20 protein-coding genes, 3 tRNA genes and 1 pseudogene are annotated in these 22,333 nt (G+C 60.9%); 14 read left to right on the plus strand and 10 right to left on the minus strand.

The genetic code is table 11. The annotated features are described in order from the left end of the window. Positions 1 to 142 precede the first annotated feature (142 nt). Positions 143 to 1,066 carry a carbohydrate kinase family protein gene (locus ACZ5G6_RS01920; protein WP_223935521.1) on the plus strand — a complete coding sequence of 308 codons (924 nt, stop codon included), beginning with the start codon at positions 143 to 145 and terminating at the stop codon, positions 1,064 to 1,066. Position 1,067: 1 nt separating this feature from the next. Here the strand turns inward: ACZ5G6_RS01920 and ACZ5G6_RS01925 are convergent, their stop codons facing one another. After that, positions 1,068 to 2,051 carry a DMT family transporter gene (locus tag ACZ5G6_RS01925; protein ID WP_498689030.1) on the minus strand — a complete coding sequence of 328 codons (984 nt, stop codon included), beginning with the start codon at positions 2,049 to 2,051 and terminating at the stop codon, positions 1,068 to 1,070. A gap of 150 nt (positions 2,052 to 2,201) precedes the next feature. Between ACZ5G6_RS01925 and ACZ5G6_RS01930 the strand changes: the two genes are divergently transcribed. The 5 genes from ACZ5G6_RS01930 to ACZ5G6_RS01950 all read left to right on the plus strand — a co-directional run bounded on the left by ACZ5G6_RS01930 (position 2,202) and on the right by ACZ5G6_RS01950 (position 3,557). After that, complete coding sequence (locus tag ACZ5G6_RS01930) at positions 2,202 to 2,837, plus strand: hypothetical protein (RefSeq protein WP_223935523.1); 636 nt, start codon at positions 2,202 to 2,204, stop codon at positions 2,835 to 2,837. Continuing rightward, entirely contained in the window at positions 2,837 to 3,058 is a 222-nt protein-coding gene (locus ACZ5G6_RS01935; protein WP_223935524.1) for a helix-turn-helix domain-containing protein, read from the plus strand. The genes ACZ5G6_RS01930 and ACZ5G6_RS01935 overlap by 1 nt, the downstream gene beginning before the upstream one ends. A gap of 143 nt (positions 3,059 to 3,201) precedes the next feature. Beyond that, positions 3,202 to 3,274 (plus strand) — tRNA-Glu (locus tag ACZ5G6_RS01940). A gap of 85 nt (positions 3,275 to 3,359) precedes the next feature. Then, a tRNA-Asp gene (locus tag ACZ5G6_RS01945) sits at positions 3,360 to 3,433 on the plus strand. 48 nt (positions 3,434 to 3,481) lie between these two features. Then, positions 3,482 to 3,557: transfer RNA gene (locus tag ACZ5G6_RS01950), tRNA-Phe, on the plus strand. 933 nt (positions 3,558 to 4,490) lie between these two features. On the opposite strand, the gene ACZ5G6_RS01955 is transcribed toward ACZ5G6_RS01950, so the two are convergent. After that, complete coding sequence (locus ACZ5G6_RS01955; protein ID WP_223935525.1) at positions 4,491 to 4,646, minus strand: hypothetical protein; 156 nt, start codon at positions 4,644 to 4,646, stop codon at positions 4,491 to 4,493. 600 nt (positions 4,647 to 5,246) lie between these two features. Between ACZ5G6_RS01955 and ACZ5G6_RS01960 the strand changes: the two are divergent. After that, positions 5,247 to 5,818 (plus strand): annotated as a pseudogene (locus tag ACZ5G6_RS01960) (recombinase family protein). A 57-nt stretch (positions 5,819 to 5,875) separates the two neighbouring features. Here ACZ5G6_RS01960 and ACZ5G6_RS01965 read toward each other — a convergent pair. The 7 genes from ACZ5G6_RS01965 to ACZ5G6_RS01995 form a co-directional block, all read right to left on the minus strand. Continuing rightward, positions 5,876 to 6,028, minus strand: a complete 153-nt coding sequence (locus tag ACZ5G6_RS01965) for a hypothetical protein (RefSeq protein ID WP_498689034.1) — start codon at positions 6,026 to 6,028, stop codon at positions 5,876 to 5,878. A 3-nt stretch (positions 6,029 to 6,031) separates the two neighbouring features. Then, positions 6,032 to 6,763, minus strand: a complete 732-nt coding sequence (locus tag ACZ5G6_RS01970) for a hypothetical protein (protein WP_223935526.1) — start codon at positions 6,761 to 6,763, stop codon at positions 6,032 to 6,034. A 529-nt stretch (positions 6,764 to 7,292) separates the two neighbouring features. After that, a complete protein-coding gene (locus ACZ5G6_RS01975) occupies positions 7,293 to 9,458 on the minus strand; it encodes an amylo-alpha-1,6-glucosidase (protein WP_223935527.1) in 2,166 nt (721 codons plus the stop codon). A 378-nt stretch (positions 9,459 to 9,836) separates the two neighbouring features. Further along, positions 9,837 to 10,691, minus strand: a complete 855-nt coding sequence (locus ACZ5G6_RS01980; RefSeq protein ID WP_223935528.1) for an SDR family NAD(P)-dependent oxidoreductase — start codon at positions 10,689 to 10,691, stop codon at positions 9,837 to 9,839. A 130-nt stretch (positions 10,692 to 10,821) separates the two neighbouring features. Then, the gene (locus ACZ5G6_RS01985) at positions 10,822 to 12,390 is read right to left on the minus strand and encodes an amidohydrolase (RefSeq protein WP_223935529.1); all 1,569 of its coding nucleotides are present in this window, start codon (positions 12,388 to 12,390) and stop codon (positions 10,822 to 10,824) included. Between the two features lie 66 nt (positions 12,391 to 12,456). Further along, positions 12,457 to 13,905, minus strand: coding sequence for an APC family permease (locus tag ACZ5G6_RS01990; RefSeq protein WP_223935530.1), 1,449 nt, complete (start codon positions 13,903 to 13,905; stop codon positions 12,457 to 12,459). 46 nt (positions 13,906 to 13,951) lie between these two features. Further along, positions 13,952 to 14,749 carry a tyrosine-protein phosphatase gene (locus ACZ5G6_RS01995; protein ID WP_223935531.1) on the minus strand — a complete coding sequence of 266 codons (798 nt, stop codon included), beginning with the start codon at positions 14,747 to 14,749 and terminating at the stop codon, positions 13,952 to 13,954. Between the two features lie 223 nt (positions 14,750 to 14,972). On the opposite strand from ACZ5G6_RS01995, the gene ACZ5G6_RS02000 reads away from it, so the two are divergent. The 7 genes from ACZ5G6_RS02000 (at position 14,973) to ACZ5G6_RS02030 (ending at position 21,610) form a co-directional block, all read left to right on the plus strand. Then, positions 14,973 to 15,587, plus strand: a complete 615-nt coding sequence (locus ACZ5G6_RS02000) for a TetR/AcrR family transcriptional regulator (protein WP_223935532.1) — start codon at positions 14,973 to 14,975, stop codon at positions 15,585 to 15,587. Between the two features lie 35 nt (positions 15,588 to 15,622). Then, positions 15,623 to 16,750: an N-methyl-L-tryptophan oxidase gene (gene solA / locus ACZ5G6_RS02005; RefSeq protein ID WP_223935533.1), complete on the plus strand. Its 1,128-nt coding sequence runs from the start codon at positions 15,623 to 15,625 to the stop codon at positions 16,748 to 16,750. Positions 16,751 to 16,892: 142 nt separating this feature from the next. Next, positions 16,893 to 17,846 (plus strand): phosphotransferase, encoded by a 954-nt coding sequence (locus tag ACZ5G6_RS02010; protein WP_223935534.1) that lies wholly within the window; start codon positions 16,893 to 16,895, stop codon positions 17,844 to 17,846. 98 nt (positions 17,847 to 17,944) lie between these two features. Next, positions 17,945 to 18,343, plus strand: a complete 399-nt coding sequence (locus ACZ5G6_RS02015) for a GlcG/HbpS family heme-binding protein (protein ID WP_223935535.1) — start codon at positions 17,945 to 17,947, stop codon at positions 18,341 to 18,343. Between the two features lie 88 nt (positions 18,344 to 18,431). Continuing rightward, complete coding sequence (locus tag ACZ5G6_RS02020) at positions 18,432 to 19,760, plus strand: aspartate aminotransferase family protein (protein ID WP_223935536.1); 1,329 nt, start codon at positions 18,432 to 18,434, stop codon at positions 19,758 to 19,760. A gap of 114 nt (positions 19,761 to 19,874) precedes the next feature. Continuing rightward, entirely contained in the window at positions 19,875 to 21,272 is a 1,398-nt protein-coding gene (locus tag ACZ5G6_RS02025) for an aldehyde dehydrogenase family protein (protein ID WP_223935537.1), read from the plus strand. Positions 21,273 to 21,397: 125 nt separating this feature from the next. After that, complete coding sequence (locus ACZ5G6_RS02030) at positions 21,398 to 21,610, plus strand: hypothetical protein (RefSeq protein WP_091470861.1); 213 nt, start codon at positions 21,398 to 21,400, stop codon at positions 21,608 to 21,610. Between the two features lie 65 nt (positions 21,611 to 21,675). Here ACZ5G6_RS02030 and ACZ5G6_RS02035 read toward each other — a convergent pair whose 3' ends face one another. Beyond that, a complete protein-coding gene (locus ACZ5G6_RS02035; RefSeq protein WP_091470859.1) occupies positions 21,676 to 22,257 on the minus strand; it encodes a TetR/AcrR family transcriptional regulator in 582 nt (193 codons plus the stop codon). Between the last annotated feature and the right edge of the window lie 76 nt (positions 22,258 to 22,333).

The raw sequence follows: 22,333 nt of genomic DNA on the forward strand, positions 1-22,333 counted from the left end.
CCAACAAGGTACATTGACGCCCTGTGGCTGATACTCGCTGGTGCACCGTCCCCTGGTCATGCTGAACTGTTCGAATGCGACCTCGTCGAACGGCATTCCGTAGGCCAGCCCCGCATCTCACCAACGAACGAACAGGAACCGCATGACCGCCACTCCTACCTCCGCTCCCGAGCCCCTCGACGTCGTCGTGGTGGGTGAGGCGCTCATCGACATCGTGGAGTCGCCCGATGGGGAGATCGAATATCCCGGAGGCTCACCGGCCAACGTTGCCTACGGACTCGGCCGACTGGATGTGAAGGCGGGCCTGCTCACCGCCATCGGACGGGACCAACGGGGCGACGCCATTGCCGCACACCTTCAAGGCGCCGGCGTAGTACTGCTGCCCGGATCAAAGTCGCTGGGCAAGACGGCGACGGCGACCGCCCGGATCGCTGCCGACGGTTCGGCTGAGTACACGTTCGAGATTGATTGGGCACTTGCTCCGCTCGCGCTGCCATATGCCCCAAAAATCCTGCACACAGGTTCGATCGCCACGTTCCTTGAACCTGGGGCCAGCGTTGTCCGGAGCCTGTTGGAGCAAGCGCAGGGCGGCTGCATGATTACCTACGATCCCAACATCCGCGCTGCCCTCCTCGGCAGCCACCATGAGGCGCTTTCACTGTTCGAAGAGTTGGTGCCATTGACGGACGTCGTAAAAATGAGCGCGCACGACGCCCGCTGGCTGTACCCGGGCAAGGAGCTCGAGGAAACTGCGGGTCACCTCCTGGCCCTTGGCACTGGACTCGCCGTAGTGACCCAGGGCTCCAGCGGTTCGCTCATGGCAACCCGGCACATCCAACTCACCGTACCCGCCATCCCCTCGGACGTGGCCGATACCATCGGCGCCGGGGATTCATACATGTCGGCGCTCATTATGGGACTGCTCCTGCGTGGCAGCGACGGTCTAGCGCCCACGGTCCTGGAACGGATCGGCACCACGGCATCCATGGCGGCATCCATTACCGTGGGCCGCCCAGGCGCCAATCCGCCCACGCACCGTGAGCTCCTTGCGAGTATGGCCCGCTAGCTCACTTTGCAGTGCGCCGGACAACCCTTGGCGTGCGCCGGGCAACCCTTGGCGTGCGCCGGGTCAGCGCCACGCCGATCAAGCACACCACGCCACCGATCAGTCCCCAGATGGTTGGGACTTCCTGAAGCACGGCCCAGGAGATGAGGATGGTGGTGCCGGGGACCAGGTACGTCGTGGCGGCCAGATTCCCGGCCGAGATCAAGGACAGCGCATACGCCCATGTTGTGAAGGCGATGGCCGTAGGGAAGATGCCCAGATAGACCAAGCCGAGTGTGGCCGGCAGCGGCGCTGACTGGACTTCCGCGATCAATTGCCCTGTCCACGGGAGGCAGCAAACAGCGCCCACCATGATGCCGAACCACGTGGCTTGCCCGGCCGTAAACTTCCGAAGGACCGGCTTCTGGAGGATCGCGCTCACAGAGGCGAGCACGGCGGCAAGCAAGCACAACAACACCCCGGCGACATCCGCCGTCGAACGCTGTCCCGAGCCGAGGGCGATCATCGCGACGCCACCGAACGCGACGGCACTGCCGATCAGCAACCAACGCGGGAAGCCTTCCTTGAGGATCACTCCGGCGAGGACAGCGATGAGGATCGGCGAGACATTGATCAGCATGGCGCTGGTGCCGGCGTCGAGCATGTGTTCCGCGGCGTTCAAAGCCACGTTATAGCCGCCGAACCACATCACGCCGTACGCCACGATGGGCAACCATTCCTTGCCGCGCGGCCAGACTTTCAAGGTGGGCAGCACCACGATTCCAAGAACGACGGCGGCAACCGCCAACCGTCCGAGCGTCAAGGAGCCGGGGGAGAAGCTCGGGCCAACAGCCCGGATGCCAACGAACGCAGAGGCCCACAGGACCACGGTGACGACGACGGCGGCGATGCCAAGTTTGCTGATGGGAGCTGCGGGCGCGGGGGTGTTGCGCGGTTGCATGCCCGGGGACGGCTGGCCGGGTTCGGCCGGGGTGGTGGTTGTCATAGAGCCAATCTAGTGCCGGGGAGGCTAGTCGGGCTGGCGGTTTTCGGACGCGTCACGGCAAGAAACTGCCAATGTTTGACGACGTGCAGTTCACCGCGTTACCTTATCGATGATCGATGTTAACGAATTTCGATAACTGGTGGGGGAATTATGGGTTTACGAGGAAACATCGCAGAGTCGCTGGCGCGCGTGCGGGTGCTTTCGAGAGTGGATTCGGCAGTGCTCATTGTTGTCTCGGTGGCGGTGGGTATTGCCACATCCGTTTCGACTGTATCGGCGATCATCAGCAATGGCGCCGGAGAGGTGGTCCTGCGGCTGCCCCTGGACCCGTCCATCCCGGAGCCGGAAACACTCCGCCTGGGTGCCGTGGGACGCTACTCACAAATGCAGGTGACCGTTCCTGCCCTCCCGGAATATGAGGCTTCCATGCTGGGGTGGTCGGCGACCATGAACCTGGTCGCGGTCCTCTGCGTTGTTTCCCTTCTGGTCCTGCTGGCATATCGGCTCACGAGCAAGGTTCTCTTCGCCCCGCACACCGCTGCGGTCGTTGGACTTGCCGGTGCGCTCCTGGCCATCTCCGGGAGCGCCGCCCAGATCCTCGATTCCACCGCCAAGTACCGGCTGGCAGAACAGCTCGGAGCCATGCCGGGGAGCGCCGATGAAACCTTGGTGTACATCGCGGAGTTCAACCCCACATCCTTGGTGGCTGGCGCCGCACTCGTGTTGCTGGCGGGCGTGTTCCAGTTCGGCCGGAGCCTGCAGCGTGACACTGAAGGCCTTGTCTGATGCCGGCCGAAGAAACGATCGCCATTCACTGCAAGCTGGACGAGTTGCTGGAGCTCCGCGGTATGACCCTGACGGAACTGAGTCGTCGCGTGGGGGTGAGCCTCGTCAATCTGTCCGTTCTCAAGAATGACCGGGCAAAGGCGATCCGGTTCTCTACGCTCACAGCCATCTGCGAGGCGCTCGATTGCCAGGTCGGCGACCTCCTTGAGCATGTCCCGTAGACACTATTTCAGGGGCGTGCAGACCTCGATTTGGGAATATCGCCATCTATGCTCTAAAGTTTTAGAGTCCAGTTCGGACGGGTGAGAACCGAAAAGAACGCATAAAGTGTTGTTTTTCCTCGCATAATCCGAATTGAGTTCAGGCCCCCATCGTCTAGCGGCCTAGGACACCGCCCTTTCACGGCGGCGGCACGGGTTCGAATCCCGTTGGGGGTACGCAAGGCAAGTGGTAAATCGGATGAAAAAAGTCTGGTAAGCTAGAAGCCTTGAAAAAAACGCGGTAGAGATACTGCAAACGCAAGGCCCTGTAGCGCAGTTGGTTAGCGCGCCGCCCTGTCACGGCGGAGGTCGCGGGTTCAAGTCCCGTCAGGGTCGCTCTGGGCGCCGGAAGTAATTTCGGTTCTCAAGGTGACTTGTCACCTAGGCTCTGTAGCTCAGTTGGTAGAGCGTTCGACTGAAAATCGAAAGGTCACCGGATCGACGCCGGTCGGAGCCACCAGCGAAAACCCCGCAGTTCCCAGTAACACTGGGGATTGGCGGGGTTTTTCTTTACTCCGACTGCGTACAGAAGCCAGCCTGGATCGGATCCAATCGGGAAAAATCGGAACCGCAGCCCTGGTATTCCCTTGGTAGAGCCTCGAGGTCGCCCGCGCTCGGATCTGTTGCCACGCAAACATGTATTGAGCACAAAGTGCATTCTTCGGCAGGCCGTGTCATTCAGTGCCAAGGTCCCTCCACCCCGTCATAGCATTCAGTTCATCGTCAAGGTCAGTCACTGGTTGGACGGGATGTTCACTCAACCAGGTGAGGATTGGTACCAGGTAGATGTTCAGCACGCGAGCCCGGATCGTAGACTCCAGCTCGGCAATATTTCGGATACCGTCTATCGGTGGAATCCTGATCAGGCCTCCGTGAGCGTAGTCAGAGCGTGCATCGTACCAACTAATCAGCTGCGTCCACTCGGAACACGGCTGCCCGTGTTCGTAGTTTCCGATCTGGAGGCTCTGTAGCACTCTACGATGATTATTCTTCGTTGGGTCCTTTGTCAGCGCCTCGCAGGCTTCACGATCACGGCCCGCCGGTGATAGCGCCTAAGGTACCGTACGGGTTCAGGAATATTAAATATGTTTCAACGCTCCCCCGACTAGCAGGGAGGAGGGGTCTTCGTGCGCGGAGCCGTCGCACTACGGGCAGCAAGCTGCTTCGGCTGCGGCACACCCCACGTTGGAGGACCTGTAACTCGACGAACCCTCAACCCGGGCGCTCAGGCGAGGACCTATAGGTCAATGCAATCCGTGGTCGACGCAGGGCATTCCGTGGCTATGAAGCCCAGCAGGTCTACCAGGGGATTCGAGCGGTATCCCATGAATGTAGGGCCGTTTTTCCTGATTTTGGGCAGACTTCTCCCTACCCTTCAGTAAGGCGCGTTTCGCTATTTGCTTTGCTTGTTCTTCGCCTTGGCCAACCGGACAGTGCGTTCGTTCACGCGGTCGGAGACCATGGGAAGAAGTTTGAGCACGAAGTGCCCAATCGCGACAAGCAGCGCAGGTGCGAACAGGTGTCCAGCAGAATCTGCAAGAACCTCCATGGGCGCGACCTCCCCTTCAGGTGGTGTGTCCACAAACAGATCCGCACGTTGACCACAACGGGTCGTTGCGGAATTTGGGGCGCACGAGGGCATGAAAAAAGCCGGCTGAAAAGACCGGCTGGGTTGGCATACTTCTCCAACTATCTTCAATTTACAGGACAAACCCGTGCAGAGCATTCTAGGTGCCCACCTGGGCAGACCTCGAGCAAAAAATGCGGAACGGCTCCCACCGCGGCATGAGTAGAGCCGTGGCGGCGGAGTCAGCCTGCGTCCCGAACCCCCAGGCCCTAGCTAGTAGTGGTGCCGCCATCAGGACTGGAGGGCACGGGCTTCGTCAGACGTTCGTGTCTCAGGTCTGGCTCCATTCGATATGAGCACGACGAAACTCGGGATGCGCCGCGATGCAGCGCGTAACGCTCGAAAACCTAAAGGTTTATGAGACACCTGTGGTCCGCATCCCCAAGCGCCTAGCAGCGGAACGCGGAGCATGGAATCCCGGGACTTTTCTCCACACCGGCTTGTCTCGATAAGTCGTCTCACCGCAAAGTGTCTCCATCGTCCGAGGTATGGGAGTTAATGAGGCAGAATGGCGGGATGAGGATGCTCGGGTACACGCGAGTCAGTACGGCCGTCCAGGATGCGCAGCTGCAGCTCGACGCGCCCTTGTCTGTTGGTGTGCAGAAGCGGGATGTATTCGCGGATGTGACCTCGGGGAGCAGGACTGCCGTAGAGCGGCCGGGGATGAAGAGGCTTCTCGACTATGCCGAGACGGGGACACCTTAGGAGTGTGGCGGGTTGACCGTCTGGGCAGGTCCTTGATCGATGTGCTCAATACTGTGAACCTGCTGCAGGACAGGGGAGTGGCGATGCGTTCCCTTTCAGATGGGATTGACCCGGCCACCAGCACGGGCCGGCTCATGCTGAATATGCTGGCTACTTTGGCGGACTATGAACGCGAGCTGATCACCGAACGTGTGAACGCCGGTATCGCCGCCGCTAGAGGGAGGGGGACCAGGTTCGGCCGCCTGTTGTGGAGCCGTCAGTGGTTGCGGGCAAACTCGAGATTGCGGAGCAGGAACGGGCCAAGGGGCATACAGCAGAACAGGCCGCCCAGCTGGTTGGGTGGAGTCGGGCGACCCTCTACCGGCATCAACGGGCGCAAAGGGACTTAAGGCTGACCTGCCAGGCTAATGGGTATGAGTGCAGGCCAAAGTCCACCGAGCTGGACATCAATCCCTGCGGTTCAATTCAGCGATCACCGCTGGATCCGCGTCTTCTCGAAGCGGAACGACCGAGGCAAGCCAGAGCCTGGCTTCCTGCATGAGGCCCGGAATGTCTGCCTTGCAGAAGTCAGCGTGCCGCAAAACTCCATGCATCGTCATTTCTCAAGCCGCATTCAGCACTTCAGTCATTCGATCCGGGTCAGGAATGCGGATAGTGCGGAACTGTCCCGGTTCATACTCGTCCAGCGGCACGATGTGCTGCAGTGACAAAGCGGGCCACACTTTGCCGTGCGCAGAACCGCTCGCTGCACGCCAGATGCCCTCGAGAACGTCCGGATCGAAGCTAATTTCCGGTGCAGCGGCACGTAGGACCGTGAGGTGATTTGGCCTCTTCAGGGTGCTTTCAGGGAAGTTTTCCGATGCTCGACTGACCAGACGCTCATCCAGGTCACTGATGAGCTTCTTTCGGTCATGGCCAGCGACGCTCTTTCTGTGTTCCTCGTAATCCCAGCGAATAAGAGCTAAATGGCGGCGGGCGCATTCTTTTGCTGTCTCTCCGGATGACATCCAGACTGCTTGCGATGACGCTTCCATAGCGGCTCGCGCGAGGGTGAACGCCGGCCTGAATGTATGCGTCACTTCATGCTCTGGGTGGAACTTCAAGGGGGCAACCATATTGGCCCAGATCAGAAGATGCTCCACGGCAGCGGTGAGATAGGAACGATGCCAGTCCGAGGCCTTCTCATACGGGTAGAAAGCATTGATCTGTGCAAAGTTGGAACTCGGGCTCGGGCCCGGAGTTCCTGTGAGCATGTGATGAGCCAAGCGAGCCTTGTGCGCAACTTCAGTCCAGGCGAGCGAAGTTGCTTCATCTACCGGTATTCGTTTGTCCATAGCAGAACCCTACCCATGACTTTGCTCTGGCTTTGATCACAGTTCAATGCCTAGTGTCTGCGGTCATCCTGGTCGCGGGCTGCGGCTACGGCCGAGGCGCGCACCTTTCCTTCTTGGAAAGGGAATGTGTGAACCGTGCCGAAAGTTGTCTCCGCAACAAGGATTTGTGGCGGGACTTTTGGTACTACATACGGGACAGTCATGTTTCGCGAACTTGGCAGTTTCGGGGTGGGGGAGTGTCCATGCCAGGTGTCCGGGTTCTAAGGAAATGGAACACTGTCCGCGCAGGTACTTCTATCGTCGTTGTGGGCATCGCACATGCAACGCGCCGCAGACCGGAATCGGAAGGCGCAGTCGCGTTGCCGGGTCGTGGAATATGTCTCAGGCTGCGGTACCGTGGCGTTGCACGGCGCCGCAGCCTGAATGGGTGTAGATGTATCGGAGCGGCCTTCGAGTTGGAAGTCTTTATGATCCGGCCTTGTGCCAAAATCGCCTAGCCAGGGTAAGGCACTGCGATCGGTGATGGTCTCTATCGCGGCGCCTTGGTGATTCGACCTGCTTGTTCAACCAGCTCTTTCATTGAGGGCCGATGGCCGCGGTGGAAGGTTATGCCATCCGGCAGGCCTTGGATTGATGGTTTGTGTTGGGTGATATCGATCGTGATCCGGCCGCCGGCCAAGGGGGCGTTGCTGATGTGCAGGTCGCCGTAGGACGTGGGCAGTTCAGGATCCATCCAGACACCGCCGAGGGAAACGTGGGCGTCGTAACGCATCAGGCTGGTCACGAGGAGGATCGGCGCTGTGGCTGCCCAGGCCTGAGGCGAACAAGCCGTTGGGTACGGCAGTGGAGTTTCGAATTGCTCACGGGCGAAACCACAGAACAGTTCCGGCAGCCGGCCCTCCGTGAATTCTGCCGCTTCAAGCAACGCGGTGGCGATACGTTGCGCCTCCGCCACAAAACCGTAACGCATGAGTCCTTGGGCGATGATGGCGTTGTCATGGGGCCAGACCGATCCGTTGTGGTAGCTTGCCGGGTTGTAAGCGCCCATGTCGCTGGCAAGTGTTCTCACCCCCCAGCCGCTAAACATTTCCGGAGACATCAGCCGCTCTGCTACTTGCGGAGCCTTGTCTTCATCCACGAGGCCGACCCAGAGGCAGTGGCCCATGTTTGAGGCGCAGGCATCGACCTGGCGCTTCTTTCCATCCAGGGCGACGGCATAGTAGCCGCGGTCCGGCATCCAAAACTGCTCGTTGAACCGCTTCTTCAACTGCGCCCCAAGATCTGCCAGTTCATCTCCCAAAACTGAATCGCCGGCGTCGTACGCCATCCACGCACGGGCCATGTGTGCCTGGTACACGTAGGCCTGTACCTCGCAGAGCGCGATGGGCGGTTCGGCCAGCGTGCCGTCAGCGAAGTTGATACTGTCCCAGGAGTCCTTCCACCCCTGGTTGATCAGTCCATGAGGGTTCAAGCGCTCATACTCTACGAATCCATCACCATCCTTGTCCCCATAATGTCGGATCCAGTCCATTGCCCGGTCTGCATGGGGGAGCAGCGCCGCAATGGTGTCCTTCGCGAAGCCCCAGCGGCTGACTTCGCCCAATATGCACACGAACAGAGGGGTGGCATCGACGCTGCCGTAATAGTTGGACTTCCCTCCCAGGGACAGCCCGCTGGAAATATCCAGCCGGACTTCGTGCAAAATCTTTCCCGGTTCCTCCTCGCTCAGAGGATCCACTACCCGGCCTTGTCGGTCTGCCAGCGTCTGTAACGTGCCCAGAGCCAAGGAAGGATCCACGGGCATGGCCATTTGTGAGGACAGCAGCGAATCCCGGCCAAACAGGGTCATAAACCAGGGCGCCCCTGCGGCCACCACCACACGATCCCGATGGTGCGGGTCTTCGATCCGCAGGGCTCCCAGATCGTCGTAGCTCCGCCTCAAAGTCCGTTCGATGGAGCGGTTCCCAACGTGTACCACAGGGATTTTCGCCACCCACTCCTGCCGGCGGCGGTCACTCACGGACATCCCGTCCGTATCAAGATGAACGAACGACGGCGGCGTCGGGCTTGTCCCCTCCTTGCTCGGCACGGCCGTGAAGGTGCAGCTCCACTGGCTGTGCGGAGCAACTGTCAAGCTGTACGTAAGGCTATCCGGTGAGACATCGGCGCCGGGAGCGAGGACGAGAATACCCTTCCGGACTTCGTGCCAGGAGGCCCGGATGATCAGTGAGGCGCCGTCCACATCGCGTGAATGGTTCCAGCTCCTCTGGACCCGCCCGTCCTTTACTTCAAAAAGATCGGCGAAATCTGCCTCCACCTTCAAAGAGACAACGCAAACGGCAGGCTCCTTCGAGTAATTGTGCAAGGTGACCTGCTCCTGAATGCCAGCGCCCACTTCACGCAGGCGCTCCACAATCAGCGGGCTATCCGCATAGCCATCCCCACGAGGAACCCGCCCGGCAAACAGGGCTCGATATGGCTCCTTCGTTTCCGAGCCCAGCGGTTCAACGTGCTGGCCATTAACTGTCAGGACCCACCCCGACACAATGCGGGTGTCCTGGAAAAAGACACCATGAGGATGTTCGGACTGGATGTCCCCGTTCGCCATTGAAATGCAAAACGACGAACCCTCGACTAGCGTGACTGTTCCTGCCCCAAGCGGACCTGCAGCCGTGTCAGCGTTCCATCCAGCCATGTCGCTCCTTTGGACGACTCCTCCAAGCCCCTCAGCGCACATACAGTCCCAATGTTCGGAAGCGAGGCAGGTGTCCCTCGTTGCCTTATTGCCTTGGACGCTACTCTCAGTAGCTCCTTGACGCTAGGAGCAATGGCCCTGGTTGAGGAGCAGGGGTCGCTTTTGGGTTAGCCAGACCGGTCAGGTTAAGCGCCAGATGCTGAACCAACCGAAAGGATCACTGAACTCGAAGCTGCCCACGGCCAAATCCTCATAGAGACAACCGAACGGAAGTCACCCTTCACGAAGGGACTGGAAAGAAGTTTAAGGGCCCTTCTCGGTTGAGAAGGGCCCCTTAATGCGCACAGCTGCCAGCTTTTTCCTTGGTGCGGAACTGCGCTACTTCGCTGCAGCCATGTGTGAGGGTATTTCCGGGGATCTGTTGTTCTGGCTGTTGGAACCGACCGTCACTCGCGGGTCGAAGGCGATCGCGCTTGGTTCAACAGCCACTAGCCCGCCGTCGACGGGGATCGTGGCGGCGTTGATGTACGACGCTTGGTCCGATAGCAGCCAGGAGATGAGAGCGGCGACTTCGGACGAAGAGCCGGGGCGTCGGCTGGGAACGAAGGCCGTCGCCAGCTCATAGGCGTCTTCGCGGCTGACGCCGAGTTCGGAACCGAATTCGCTCATTTCCATGTCTGCCATTTCGGTCCGGGTCCACCCTGGGCATACGGAGTTGGCCCGGATGCCGTCCGGCCCGTAATCAATGGCGACGGACTGGATCAGCATTGCCAGCGCTGCTTTGGTGGCGTCGTAGCCGGCGATACCTGCTGTGGCCCGCAGTGCAGCGGCGGAGGCGACGCCGACAATGGCTCCTTTGGTGGCCAGGAGGTGCGGCAGGGCTGCCCGGATCAGATAGAACGGCCCTGACAGATTCGTGCTGAGCATTGCATCCCAGTCCTCATCGCTCAGGTCACCGGCCGCACCGGGGCGGACGATTCCGGCGTTGAGCACTAAACCGTTGAGGGTCCCGAACCGGTCGATGGTCTCGGTGACCAGTCGCTTCATGTCCGCATCTGAGGAAACATCGGCAATTATCGGATGTGATCCTGTGCTGCGGGCTACCTCATTCAGGACATCGGGGCGTCGGCCGCAGATGACTACTTCCCATCCTTGGTCTCGAAGCGTTGCTGCGGTGGCGGCGCCAATGCCCGTACCTCCGCCGCTGACAATCGCGACTGAAGAGTTGTTCATGTGTAATCCTCACGTGAGGGGCGGCCGTGGGTAGGCCCACGGCCTGCCCGCTTAGGCGAAATGGGTGATTCTGGGGTTGTCGAGGGCACGGTGACGGTCAGCGTTCATCGTGCCCTCGACGTGTGCCAGGTCATTGCCTGTGGAACACCGTTTCGCCTTCGAAGACGGTGCGTATCACTTGCGTGGCCCCTATTTCATCGACGGGTACGTCAAAGAGGTTCCGGTCCAGGACGATGAAATCGGCTGCTTTCCCTACTTCAAGGGAGCCTTGGTGTTTTTGCTGGTTGACGGCCCTGGCACCGCTGATGGTCATCGCTTCAAGGGCGGCCGGGAGGTCGATGGATTCGCTGGCGTGCTGCAGCATGCCTTGAAGTGCCGGGAAGAGGTTGGGATCGGAGGTGATGATCCAGTCCGATCCGACGGTCATGTGTGCATCATTCTTGAGCACGGAGTTGAAGTGGTAATAATCGGTTAGTCCGTATTCGGGCACGTGCCAGATGGCCGGGGACATTTCGGCGACGACGTTGTGTTCTTGGAGGCGGCCGTAGTCGCTGGGACTGATGAACCCGGCATGTGCGATTTCGTGGCGAGGGCCGTCGGGACCGTTGATGGTGCGGACTTTTTCGATGGCATCCAGGGCCCGGCGGGTGGATCCTTCACCGGCGCAATGGATTTTGACGGTGAGGCCGGCGGCGTCGAATTCAGCGAGCCTGGTCACGAATTCCTCTTCGGGAACCAGGATGTTGGTTTCGTCAACCGCCCCGTCTTCAGTCAGGTCGGCCTGAGTGAAGTTTGGCGGCAAGGGTGCCCCGTCCAGCCAGACTTTGATGAATTTTGTGTCGACGTGTTGTGAGGCCCATTCGTCCCGGGATTTGATCGTGGATTCGAGAACGTCGAGCGTGGCCATGCCGAAGCCTTCATCGCGCCACACCAGGTGCGCCGCGATACGGATCTTGAGTTGGTTTTCCTGGTCCAGATCGCGGAACGCCCGCAAGGCTTGTGGGGATGCGGAAGCTTCCTGCACGGAGGTGATGCCGAATTCGTGGCAGACCGATACCGCCCAGGCGATGGCTTCGGCATTGGTGGTGCGGGAGTAGTCCGGAATCGACCGTAGAACAGGCCAGCGGGCCTGTTCGACCATCTCACCGGTCAGTGCGCCGGTGGCTTCGTCCCGGATGTAGCGTCCCCCGGGAGGGTCGGTGATGTCCTCGGAGATCCCGGCCAATTCGAGGGCTTTCGAGTTCGCCAGGCCGTGGTGGATCGTGTAGTCGTACAGGAAGACCGGCTGATCGGGGAAGGCCTCATCCAGGAAGTCCTTGGTGACGCCGGCGGGTCCCAGGTCCGGTGGGAAGAAGTCGCCGCCAAGAACCCAGCTGGTGCCGTCCGCTTCGACGGGGCCGCTGCAGTTGCACGAGCGGATGTCTTCGATGACCCGCTGCTGGTCGCCGCCGGGGCTCAGCCTGGGCTCGAACCGGAATTTGAGGCCGCTGAACAGCAGATGCAGGTGTGCATCGTGGATGCCCGGCATCATCATCCGGCCCTCAAGGTCCACGATCTCGGTATCCTCGGTAATCCTGGGCCGGATGTCCTCTTCAGTTCCGATGGCCACTATTAGCCCGTCTTCGACCAGCAGGGCTTCCGCCCAGGGCTGGTCAGGGTTGACTGTGTAGATTTTTCCGTTCGTGTACGCAGTACTCACTCTGTAGTCCTTCCAAGCAAATGTGGATCTCTTGCCGTCCTCGGGAACGTGACGACCGGGCAGGAGTTAGACGTTCTCTTTGGCGTAGTCGATGCTGCGTTTGGCCTTGCCGAATACCAGGCCGGCAACGATCAGGACCGGAATCAGGATGAGCAGCCACTTCGCGGCGGCGTTGTCAGGGCCGATCAGTGAGTCGTAGTTCTCGATGGTCACGTATCCGATGTAGGAGAGGATCAGCGTGGAGAGTACAGGGGCGATTTTGGTCGCCCAGATGTTGGATGAGTCTTTGGTCCGGACGAAGAACACGACGATCGATATGGACGTCACGATCAGGATGGTGATGAACGCCGCGGTTGCCAGGGCACTGAACCAGGCGAAAACGACCGTGATCGGGTCGGCGCCGAAGAGCAGGAAGGCGACAACGACGATGCCCACGGCGATGCCGTTGGTCAGGGCAGCGGGGGCGGGGCTTCCGGTTTTAGAGACTGCGGCGAGCCGGGTGGGCAGGACGCCGGCGCGGCTCAGGGCGAAGAGGTAGCGGGCGAACATGTTCATCAGGCCCAGGAGCATGGCCAGGTAGCTGGTGACGACCAGGACCTGCATGGACATGCTTAGGGCGTCGCCGCCGCTGGCGCTGGCCAGGTTGAAGATGAACCCTGCAGGGTCCTCCGTGGCGGTCTGCTGGATGTTGTCGACGCCGATGGCGCCACCGATAACCCAGATGGAGAGGGTGTAGAAAATGCCAACGAAGGCGATCACGGCATAGAGGGCCCTCGGGATGGTTTTGCGGGGGTTGACTGCCTCTTCGGAAAACACGACCGTGGCTTCGAAGCTGGTGAAGCACAGGAACGCGAACAGCAAAGCGATGCCCAGGCCCGGGCTGAAGAGGTTTTCAGCAGTGAAACCGGAAACCGAGAAGACCTCAGGGCCTTTGCTGGCTACGAGGGCGATGACCAGGGCGGCGACAACGAGGGTTTCGCCGATGATGAGGACAGCAAGAAGCCGGATGCTCGCGTCGATGCCCCGCATGGTCAGTGCCGTGGTGATGACGAGCAGCACGATGATCCAGACGACCGGGGGAACGGCGAGTCCTGTGAGGCTCTCAAGCAGCTGCCCGGCGAACACCCCAAACTGCGACCATAGCCCTACCTGCAGGCTCAGGTACATCAGTACCGCCAGCCCGGCACCTGCTGTGGCCCAGGGCGTGCCGAGGCCTTTCGCGATGTAGGCAACAAAGCCGCCGGCGTTGATGACGAATCGGCTCATGCGCAGGTACCCGACGGAGAACAGGGCGATGAGCAGAGCGGCGATGGCGTAGATGAGTGGGGCTGCGCCTCCTACAGAGGCGAAGACAACGGGCCCGGTTCCGACGACCGCTGCCATCGGCGCTGCGGCGGCGATGACGAAGAAGGCGATGGCGAAGACACCGAGTTTGTTGGAGCGAAGGTGACCTGGTTGCGGTGCAGGAGTGTTGGACGGCGTCGTTGCCGGCAACTCGCTGACGTTATCAATCATGGGGTTTCTCTTTCAAAAGGGCGGCCGTGGCCGTGGCCCGGAGTCCTCAGACGAGGAGACGGGCCTGGAGTTTTTGGCTGAGTGCCGGGGTGAGCCCGAGGCCGTCTTCCAGGTAGGAATGGCGCGTTCCCCAGGTGTTTTCGACGCTGCACCAAGCGGCTTCGAGATAACTGGGTCGGGCTTCCAGCAGGGGCGTGATGATGGTGCGCAGGTGCTTGTCGATGGGTGGGACGTCCCCTGCGGTGTTGCGGATGAGGTACTGGTTTTCGGGTAAAGAGCTTCGGGTGTAGTCATCGCGGATTACGGATTCGGGTACACCCAGGGCGGTCAGGAGCACGGCTATGGCCCAGCCGGTCCTGTCTTTTCCTGCCGAGCAGTGGACGACCACGGGCAGGTCGCCGGTGGCCAGGGAGGTAAGGAAGTTGGCAAATACTGAAGGGTTGCCGGCGATGTCGTTTGCGTAGAGGCGGTGCATCGCTTCTTCAGCTTCTTCGGCGGAGAGGGTGTCGGCCAGTTCTGTGAGCCGGCCTTCCCGGACTGCCGACCAGAGAACGGCATCCCTGCCGTCCTTGGATTGGAGGGGCGTTTGGACGCCCTTCCAGGTAGGAACAGTGCGGTCTTCGGCGTGTGATTCCCAAGGGTTGCGCAGATCAATGAACTGCAGGCCTGCGGCGCGCAGCAGCTCACGGTCCTGGGACGTAGCGGACCCGAAGTGTCCACTCCGGTAAACCAGTCCTTCAGCGAGGCGGGATCCTCCGTGGGCACGCAGACCACCAATGCTCCGGAAGTTCCGGACGCTCTGCAGGGCCATGGATGCACCCGACCCGACTGTGACCTGTTTCATACAGCAAAGCTAAACCCTGTATGTGTCGTTCGGCAATAGAACATGTTAATTCGATGTTAAACACCTAGTCCAAAAGATGGTCATACTGTTCAATGTTCTTGTGCGGCGGTTCATCGTCAGACTTTGCCAGCTGTTACCAAAGTTTGGACTGAGTGTTCACTTTTAGGATTGGGTGTGCAATCATGTGAAGAAGGTCACCTTATTACCCAAGCAAAGGACGAAAATGAGCGCCGCTGACAAGCCCCTTTCGGTACGGGAACGGAACCGCATGAGGACCCGTGGAGACATCCTGGACACCGCAGCGGAGCTTCTGGGCTCCGAGGGGTATGCCGCCACGGTCATAGAAGTTCTCAGCCAACGATCGGGTGTTTCGCGTGGGACGATCTACTCCCACTTCCCAGGCGGCAGGGAAGAGATCGTCCGGGAGGTGTATCTCCGGATCGCCGATGGAGTCTACGTGCGGGGTATCAGCCTGCGCGATGCGCTGACCCATCCCAGCGAGAGGATCACCGCTCTGGCGTTCGCTTTGGTGGAGGCCACGAAGGAGCCAGCGGGCCGGTTTTATGGCGTCATGGGCCCGGACCTGGTCTCGGCGCTGTCCGGTGTCCTGGGTTCGACGTCCCGTTCCTTTGAGGAACTGATTGCCCAGGATTTGAAGCACGCTCAAGAGGACGGGACCTTGGATGCGGACGCACCAACAGAGGTCCTGGCCGCAACGATTACCGGGGCTATCCGTGCCGCCGGAGCGGCTGCAGCAGGCAAACCTGAGAACGCTGAGCAGGCTGTCGAGGCTGTGCGGCTGCTCATTGATGGACTTCTCGTACGAGCTACTGTCTGACCCGCCACTGGGTCAAAACACCAACGGAGGAACTTGTGTCTGAACAACATTACGATGTCATCGTCATCGGATTGGGCCCGTGGGGCTCCTCGGCGGCATGGCATCTGGCGGCCCGCGGCAAGACCGTGCTGGGCTTGGATCGATTTGCACCTCCGCATATGCACGGCTCGCACGGTGGAGCTACAAGGTTGGCACGTCAGTCCAGCAGCGCCGGAGCGCAATACACGCCCTTTACCAAGCGGACCTTCGAACTGTGGGATGAGCTGGCCGCGAAGACCGGGACCCGCTTGTTGGAGCGATCGGGAACGGTGTTCGTCGGTGAACCCGGGTCTATGTGGTTCGACAAGACCGTCGCTTCCCTGGGGTCTTCTGACTTCGAATATGACGTCCTTGACGGCAAGACAGCACATGAGCGTTTTTCCTGGGCCCGCATCGCCGACGAAGAAGTCGCCGTGTGGGAACCAAACGGCACGGTCGCCCTCGTCCACCCAGCCATCGAGGCACTCCAATCTGAGGCCCGGCGGCTGGGGGCAACCCTGCGGACAGGGGAGGCCGTTCTGGGCTGGGACGAGACGGCGTCGGGCATCGTTGTGAACACCGAGCGGGGTAAGTACAGCGCCGACAAAATTGTGGTGACCGTGGGCGCCCGAGCCAACCACTTGATGCAGCTGGATCTGCCCTACAAGGTGGACCGTCAGGTGCTGGCCAACTTCCGTCAGGCCGGGCCGCCGAAGCCGGCCATCTACTTCGCGAAGCCGCCGGGATCGGATGAGGCGCCGTCCTACGGTTGCTCTGAGCCCAGTGGTGACTGGAAATTCTCCGTCCCTGGAAAGGGAAACTGGATCGACCCCGAGGACCTCAGCCAGGACCTCCGTCCCGGAGACCTCGAACGGATCCAGGACGTGCTGCGCGACAGGCTTCCGGAGATTGACCCCAACCCGGTGTCCACCACGGTGTGCATGTGGGCCGAAGTCGAGGACGGTCACTGGGTCATCGGCGAGCACCCCGAGTCATCGAATGTGGTGATCGGTACCGGCGACATGGGCCGGGGATTCCGTTATGCGGCGGCTGTCGGTGAAATGTTGGCCGACCATGTTGACGGCGTTTCCCGACCGGAAACCAGCCTGTTCCTGCCTTCACGGTTCGTTACAGCAAAGGCATGAGAAATGTCATCCGTTGATGTCCTGACCGCACCGTTACAGAGCTTGTGGGAGCTCGTAGAACAGTGCGAACAGTGCAGCCAGGACGGTCCCCGACAACAACACAGTGCACCTGCATTCTAAATTCGAAGGACATCCAACTCTAATGACCATCGTCCCTGATACCGAAATCACCAGCATTGAGGCGGTGCTTTCATCCTCCCCGGAGTGGGGTGGCTGTCATGTCACCGCGCGTTCGCTCTCGGGCGGCCAGGCACATAAGAACTACCTGGTCGAAGACGGGCAGCGCCGCTGCGTCGTCAAGCTCTGGAACAACTACTGGGAAACAGTAGGAGTTCTGCCAGCAGCGCAGGTCGTGCTGGAGAACACGAAGATCGCCGCTGACATAGGCGTCGGCGCGCCGGTGATCACGGTCTCCGCCGAACCTCTGGCGTTGGCCCTGGACTTCGTCGCCGGCGGCCATCCCAAGCTCAACGCTGACGAGGACTCCATCGCCCGGCTCGTCCCCGCGCTGCACCGGCTGCACCATTCAGGCCGCCGCTTCCTCAACGACATCAATCCCTTCGACCAAGCCAAACAAAGGATGGCCGCGGCGAAAAGCCACGGCATTGAACTTCCCCCGGGAGCGAGGGCCATACAAGCGCTGATGGACCGCCTTGAGACGGTCCTGGCACTGAATCCAGCCCAGTTCGTACCCTGCCACCTGGATATTTGGGATGCGAACATCATCAAGCAGACCTCCTCGATGACGTACAACATCATCGACTGGGACCTCGCCGGCAACTCAGACCCCTGCTACGAAGTCGGCTTTGTTGCCGCTCAAAACGGGTTCGGACAAGAAAAAGCCCACGCCCTCTTCCAGGCTTACTTCGGAAACGGGGACCCTGTGAAAATCGCCCGCGCACGGCTTTTCATGGCAGTGGCCCATTGGTCCAACAGCGGACTGTGGATCACCGCACTGGGCAACGCCCGACCGAACGACGACGCCGACTACGCAGGGGAACTGCGAACCAGCTGGGAAGGGCTGATCACGGAAATCACCTCCCCTGACTTCCCTGAACTGATAAAGACCGCCGCGACACCGGCAGCACTCGTCTAGACAAAAACCACCGCCCGACGGGTCGATAACACAGGCTGACTAACCATCAGCCGTGACAACTACGCCCAAAAACGGGAAATAACCAACAGGAGCACCACATGAACGACATCACCGAACAACAAGCACAACAGGTACTCGAAGCGGCACGCGAAGCAGCACGCTCCTCCGACACCCTGATGAACATCGCCGTCGTGGACGCCGGCGGAAACCTCAAAGCCTTCGCCCGCATGGACGGTGCCTGGCTGGGCAGCATCGACATCGCCATCAAAAAGGCACGCACAGCGCGGTACTTCGACATGCCCACCGGAGACATCGGTGCCATCTCCCAGCCCGGCGGTTCACTGTTCAACATCGAAGTCTCCAACGGTGGCCTGATCACCTTCCCCGGAGGCATCCCGTTGACCAAGGACGGTGTCATCATCGGTGCGATCGGCGTCAGCGGCAGCACCGTGGAAAACGACCACCTGGTTGCCACAGCCGGCGTCAACGCCCTCTAGACCGTTGCCGGGTCAGGCCATCGACCGTCCGGCCCGGCAACGCCCCACGTTTCCCGATTCGAATCCGCACCAACGGCCAAGGACAGCAATGACACTCGAAACAGCCACAGAACCGGCCCCCGAGGCCATCCTCCAGGAAAGCCTCATGGAACGCCGCGAACGCACCATCGGGCCTCACTCGCCGTTGTTCTATGCCACGCCCTTGGAAATTGTGGCCGGTGAAGGAGTGTGGGTCGAAGACGCCGCCGGCAAGCGGTACCTGGACGTCTACAACAACGTCCCCCACGTCGGACACTCCAACCCGGACGTCAGGGATGCGATCACCAACCAGCTCCAGAGAATCAATCTTCACACCCGGTACCTCAACTCCGGAGTGGTGGAGTACGCCGAAAAGCTCCTCTCACTTTTCGATCAGCCACTGGAAAGAGTGTTCTTCACCAACAGCGGCTCGGAAGCGAACGAATTGGCCTTAAGGATCGCAAGACAGCACACCGGCAACACAGGCGTCCTTATTTCCGACCACAGCTACCACGGCAACACAACGACCCTGGCCGAGCTGACCACTGGTCTTCACGTCAAGGAACCCCTCGGCGCCAACGTCCGAGCAATCCGCATTCCGGATGCCGCCGGACTCACAGCTGCCAAGCGAAAGCGTGTCCTGACGGAGGCGCTGCGCGAAGTCGACGCAGCAATAGCCTCACTCCAAGCAGAGGGCTACGGCCTCTCCGCCATCCTCTACGACCCGCTGTTCTCCACCGAAGGGCTGCTGAAAACCCCCCAGGGCTATATTGAAGCTGTCACCGACCGTGTCCATGCCGCTGGCGGCCTGGTCATCGCCGACGAGGTCCAATCCGGCTTCGGACGCATCGGCACCCACATGTGGGGACACCAGGCTTTCGCGACCACCCCAGACCTGGTCACACTCGGCAAGCCCATGGGCAACGGCTATCCCGTAGGTGGCGTCGTCACCACCTCGGCCCTCCTGGAGGAATTCGGGGAAAACAACACCTACTTCAACACCTTCGCAGGAAGTCCGGTGTCCTCCGCAGCAGGCCTTGCCGTCCTGCGCGTCATGGAAGAACGGGGTCTGCTGGAAAACGCCCACCAGCTGGGTAAATACATCGCTGACGAACTCGCCGCCCTGGCCAAAGGCAACCCCCGGATCAAGAACGTCCGCGGCAGCGGACTCTTCTTCGGTCTGGAGCTGGTGAACCCTGAGGACTCGACACCGGACCCTGTCATCACCAAGGCACTCACTGAAGAACTACGCACACGCGGCGTTCTTATCGGAAAGATCGGCCGCCACGAAAACGTCCTCAAAATGCGACCGCCGATGGTCTTCGACCGTGAAAATGCCGAATACATGATCGAACAGCTTCGCCTGGCCCTGGAAACACTCGAAGGTCGTACCGCATGAGTAGATTCCCCACACCAACGACGTAGCCCGGAACCCCCGGTCCCGCCCCGCACGTCCTGCCATCGAACAGCAACCACCGAATCAGCTCCACAAATTTTCCAACCAGGAGGAACCATGAACACCAACAGCCTGCTCACCTCGACATCCACACCGACCCGGACCATCCTTGATCCGGCAACCGGTGAAGCTGTCGGTGAAGCACCGGTCCACACCGTCGAGGACCTCGAAGCGGCCATCACCGCCGCCACCGAAGCGCAACCTGCCTGGGCCGTCCTGGGCCACGAAGCCAGGTCAGCCGCGCTCATGAAAGCAGCCGACGCTGTCGAAGCCAACGCCGAGGAACTCGCCAAGCTGCTCTCCCGCGAGCAGGGCAAGCCGCTGAACGGCCCGAATGCCCGCTTCGAAGTCGGCGCGTGCGCCGCGTGGCTGCGAGCAGCTGCCGGCACGCCCCTGGAGGCCGAAACCGTTGTGGACGACGGAGAAACCCGTGCCCAACTGCATTACCGGCCCATCGGCGTCGTCGGTGCCATCGGCCCATGGAACTGGCCGATGATGATCACCGTCTGGCAGATCGCCCCGGCCCTGCGCATGGGCAACGCCGTGGTGGTCAAGCCCTCCGAATACACGCCACTGTCGGTCTTGGCACTGGTTGAAACCATCAACACGGCCCTCCCCGAGAACCTTGTCGCGGTCGTCTCCGGCGGACGCGACGTCGGCGAAGCCCTCGCATCCCACCCCGCCATCGGCAAGGTCATGTTCACCGGCTCCACCGCAACGGGCAAAGCAATCATCCGTTCCTCGGCCGACACGGTCAAGCGCCTCACACTGGAACTCGGCGGCAACGACGCCGGCATCGTCCTCCCGGATTCCGATCCCCAGGCCATCGCCGAGGGCCTGTTCTGGGGCGCGTTCATCAACACCGGCCAGACCTGCGCGGCACTGAAGCGCCTCTACGTCCACGAGTCCCAGTACGACGCGGTATGCGATGCCCTGACCAACGTTGCACAAGCCATGCCGATGGGCAACGGCCTGGATGAGAACAACGTCCTGGGCCCGCTGCAGAACCAGCAGCAGTACGACATCGTCGCCCGCCTTGTGGAGGACGCCAAGGCATCCGGCGCCCGCGTACTGATCGGCGGCAACCCCGACGCCAACGCGCCGGGCTACTTCTACCCGACCACGCTGATCGCGGACATCGACAACGACAACCCGTTGGTGGCCGAGGAACAGTTCGGCCCGGCCCTGCCGATTATCAAGTACAGCACCGTTGACGAGGCAGTCGCCAAAGCGAACGCTCTCGACGTCGGATTGGGCGCCTCGGTCTGGTCCTCGGACCTGGACGCGGCACGCGAAGTCGCCTCCCGGATCCAGGCTGGCACTGTGTGGATCAACAAGCACGGCGCCGTGGACCCCCGCGTCCCGTTCGGTGGCGCCAAGCAGTCCGGCTACGGCCTGGAGTTCGGCGTCGAAGGCCTCAAGGCACTCGGCGTTCCCCAGGTCATCAACGGCTAAGTGAACACCCGGACGGCACGGCGGGCCACACACCCGCCGTGCCGCTCACCCGGCAAAGGGAGATTCCCGCCGTAAAGACCCATTGCAGTCACAGCAGTCCAGCCCACCAGGAAGCGAGGAACCCCATGAAACAGAGCAAGCATGCAGTTGAAGTGAAGGATTGGTCTGTTCTGAAGGCCGGTGAAATGGTGGCCATCGCGGACGATCCCTATGTCCAGGACCCGCTGCGCGTAGAGGAAACAGCTCCGGAGCTGGGTGTGCTCTGGGTGCGGCGGCAGTCCAGTGGAGACCGGCAAATTCTGAACTCCGGCGACTTCAAGATCTGGCGCTTGACCTGACAGGCGGTGTAGACGCGGAAATAGGTCCAGTGTGCCCGTCGCGGGGACGACTCTGATGGATGGTGTCAGGCGTTGGGGACCGGCTCGCGGACATTGCTGCCCAGGGATGCCCAGAGGTGTCGGATCGCTTTCTCAACTCCCGAGGGATCCACCCCGGCAAGAAGCTGGAGGACCAGCCCATCCAGGGCCGCGAAGACTGCCTCCGCAGTACCGGCCCCGGTATCGACTCCGATCCGGCGCAGCCCGTCCGAAAGTGCGGAGACGTAGCTGGAGTAAAGCTTCCGTACGGACGCGCCAAGCTCGGGTCTGCGGCGTGCCTCAAGGATCATTTCGTACTGAAAAATCTGCAGGTCCGGGTTCTCGGCTATCAACGCCAGTATGCTCTGGCAGAACTCTTCTTCCGTTCCCGGGAGTGCTTCCAGCTGCGACATACCGATGGATTGCTGGACCGACCATTCCAAGGCAGCCTCGATGAGCGCATCGCGCGTGCCGAAATGATGGGCAACAAGAGAGTTGTTGACGCCAGCCTGGTCGGCGACCGCCCGGAAAGTCGCACCCCTGAGACCTTTGCGTGCGACAACGAACACGGTTGCAGCCAACAGGGCTTCCCGTCCTGTTCCATACCCCTTGGGTTTGTCGCCGTTCATGGCTTGATTCTAGCTTTCCCGTACGGGGTATTGACCTAAAACCTGAGCAGATGCTTAGATTTGATTCCCGTATAAC

This window comes from Arthrobacter sp. TmtSoilC51 (assembly GCF_055388015.1).

Bases quoted from the DNA above. Each gene is read 5' to 3' on its own strand.
- ACZ5G6_RS01935 (WP_223935524.1), top strand. From the start codon at position 2,837: ATGCCGGCCGAAGAAACGATCGCCATTCACTGCAAGCTGGACGAGTTG.
- ACZ5G6_RS01995 (WP_223935531.1), bottom strand. From the start codon at position 14,749: ATGAAACAGGTCACAGTCGGGTCGGGTGCATCCATGGCCCTGCAGAGC.
- ACZ5G6_RS01955 (WP_223935525.1), bottom strand. From the start codon at position 4,646: ATGGAGGTTCTTGCAGATTCTGCTGGACACCTGTTCGCACCTGCGCTG.
- ACZ5G6_RS01925 (WP_498689030.1), bottom strand. From the start codon at position 2,051: ATGACAACCACCACCCCGGCCGAACCCGGCCAGCCGTCCCCGGGCATG.
- ACZ5G6_RS01920 (WP_223935521.1), top strand. From the start codon at position 143: ATGACCGCCACTCCTACCTCCGCTCCCGAGCCCCTCGACGTCGTCGTG.
- ACZ5G6_RS02025 (WP_223935537.1), top strand. From the start codon at position 19,875: ATGAACACCAACAGCCTGCTCACCTCGACATCCACACCGACCCGGACC.
- ACZ5G6_RS01990 (WP_223935530.1), bottom strand. From the start codon at position 13,905: ATGATTGATAACGTCAGCGAGTTGCCGGCAACGACGCCGTCCAACACT.
- ACZ5G6_RS01980 (WP_223935528.1), bottom strand. From the start codon at position 10,691: ATGAACAACTCTTCAGTCGCGATTGTCAGCGGCGGAGGTACGGGCATT.
- ACZ5G6_RS02010 (WP_223935534.1), top strand. From the start codon at position 16,893: ATGACCATCGTCCCTGATACCGAAATCACCAGCATTGAGGCGGTGCTT.
- ACZ5G6_RS01975 (WP_223935527.1), bottom strand. From the start codon at position 9,458: ATGGCTGGATGGAACGCTGACACGGCTGCAGGTCCGCTTGGGGCAGGA.
- ACZ5G6_RS02020 (WP_223935536.1), top strand. From the start codon at position 18,432: ATGACACTCGAAACAGCCACAGAACCGGCCCCCGAGGCCATCCTCCAG.
- ACZ5G6_RS02015 (WP_223935535.1), top strand. From the start codon at position 17,945: ATGAACGACATCACCGAACAACAAGCACAACAGGTACTCGAAGCGGCA.
- ACZ5G6_RS01970 (WP_223935526.1), bottom strand. From the start codon at position 6,763: ATGGACAAACGAATACCGGTAGATGAAGCAACTTCGCTCGCCTGGACT.
- ACZ5G6_RS01965 (WP_498689034.1), bottom strand. From the start codon at position 6,028: ATGACGATGCATGGAGTTTTGCGGCACGCTGACTTCTGCAAGGCAGAC.
- ACZ5G6_RS02000 (WP_223935532.1), top strand. From the start codon at position 14,973: ATGAGCGCCGCTGACAAGCCCCTTTCGGTACGGGAACGGAACCGCATG.
- ACZ5G6_RS02035 (WP_091470859.1), bottom strand. From the start codon at position 22,257: ATGAACGGCGACAAACCCAAGGGGTATGGAACAGGACGGGAAGCCCTG.
- ACZ5G6_RS01930 (WP_223935523.1), top strand. From the start codon at position 2,202: ATGGGTTTACGAGGAAACATCGCAGAGTCGCTGGCGCGCGTGCGGGTG.
- ACZ5G6_RS02030 (WP_091470861.1), top strand. From the start codon at position 21,398: ATGAAACAGAGCAAGCATGCAGTTGAAGTGAAGGATTGGTCTGTTCTG.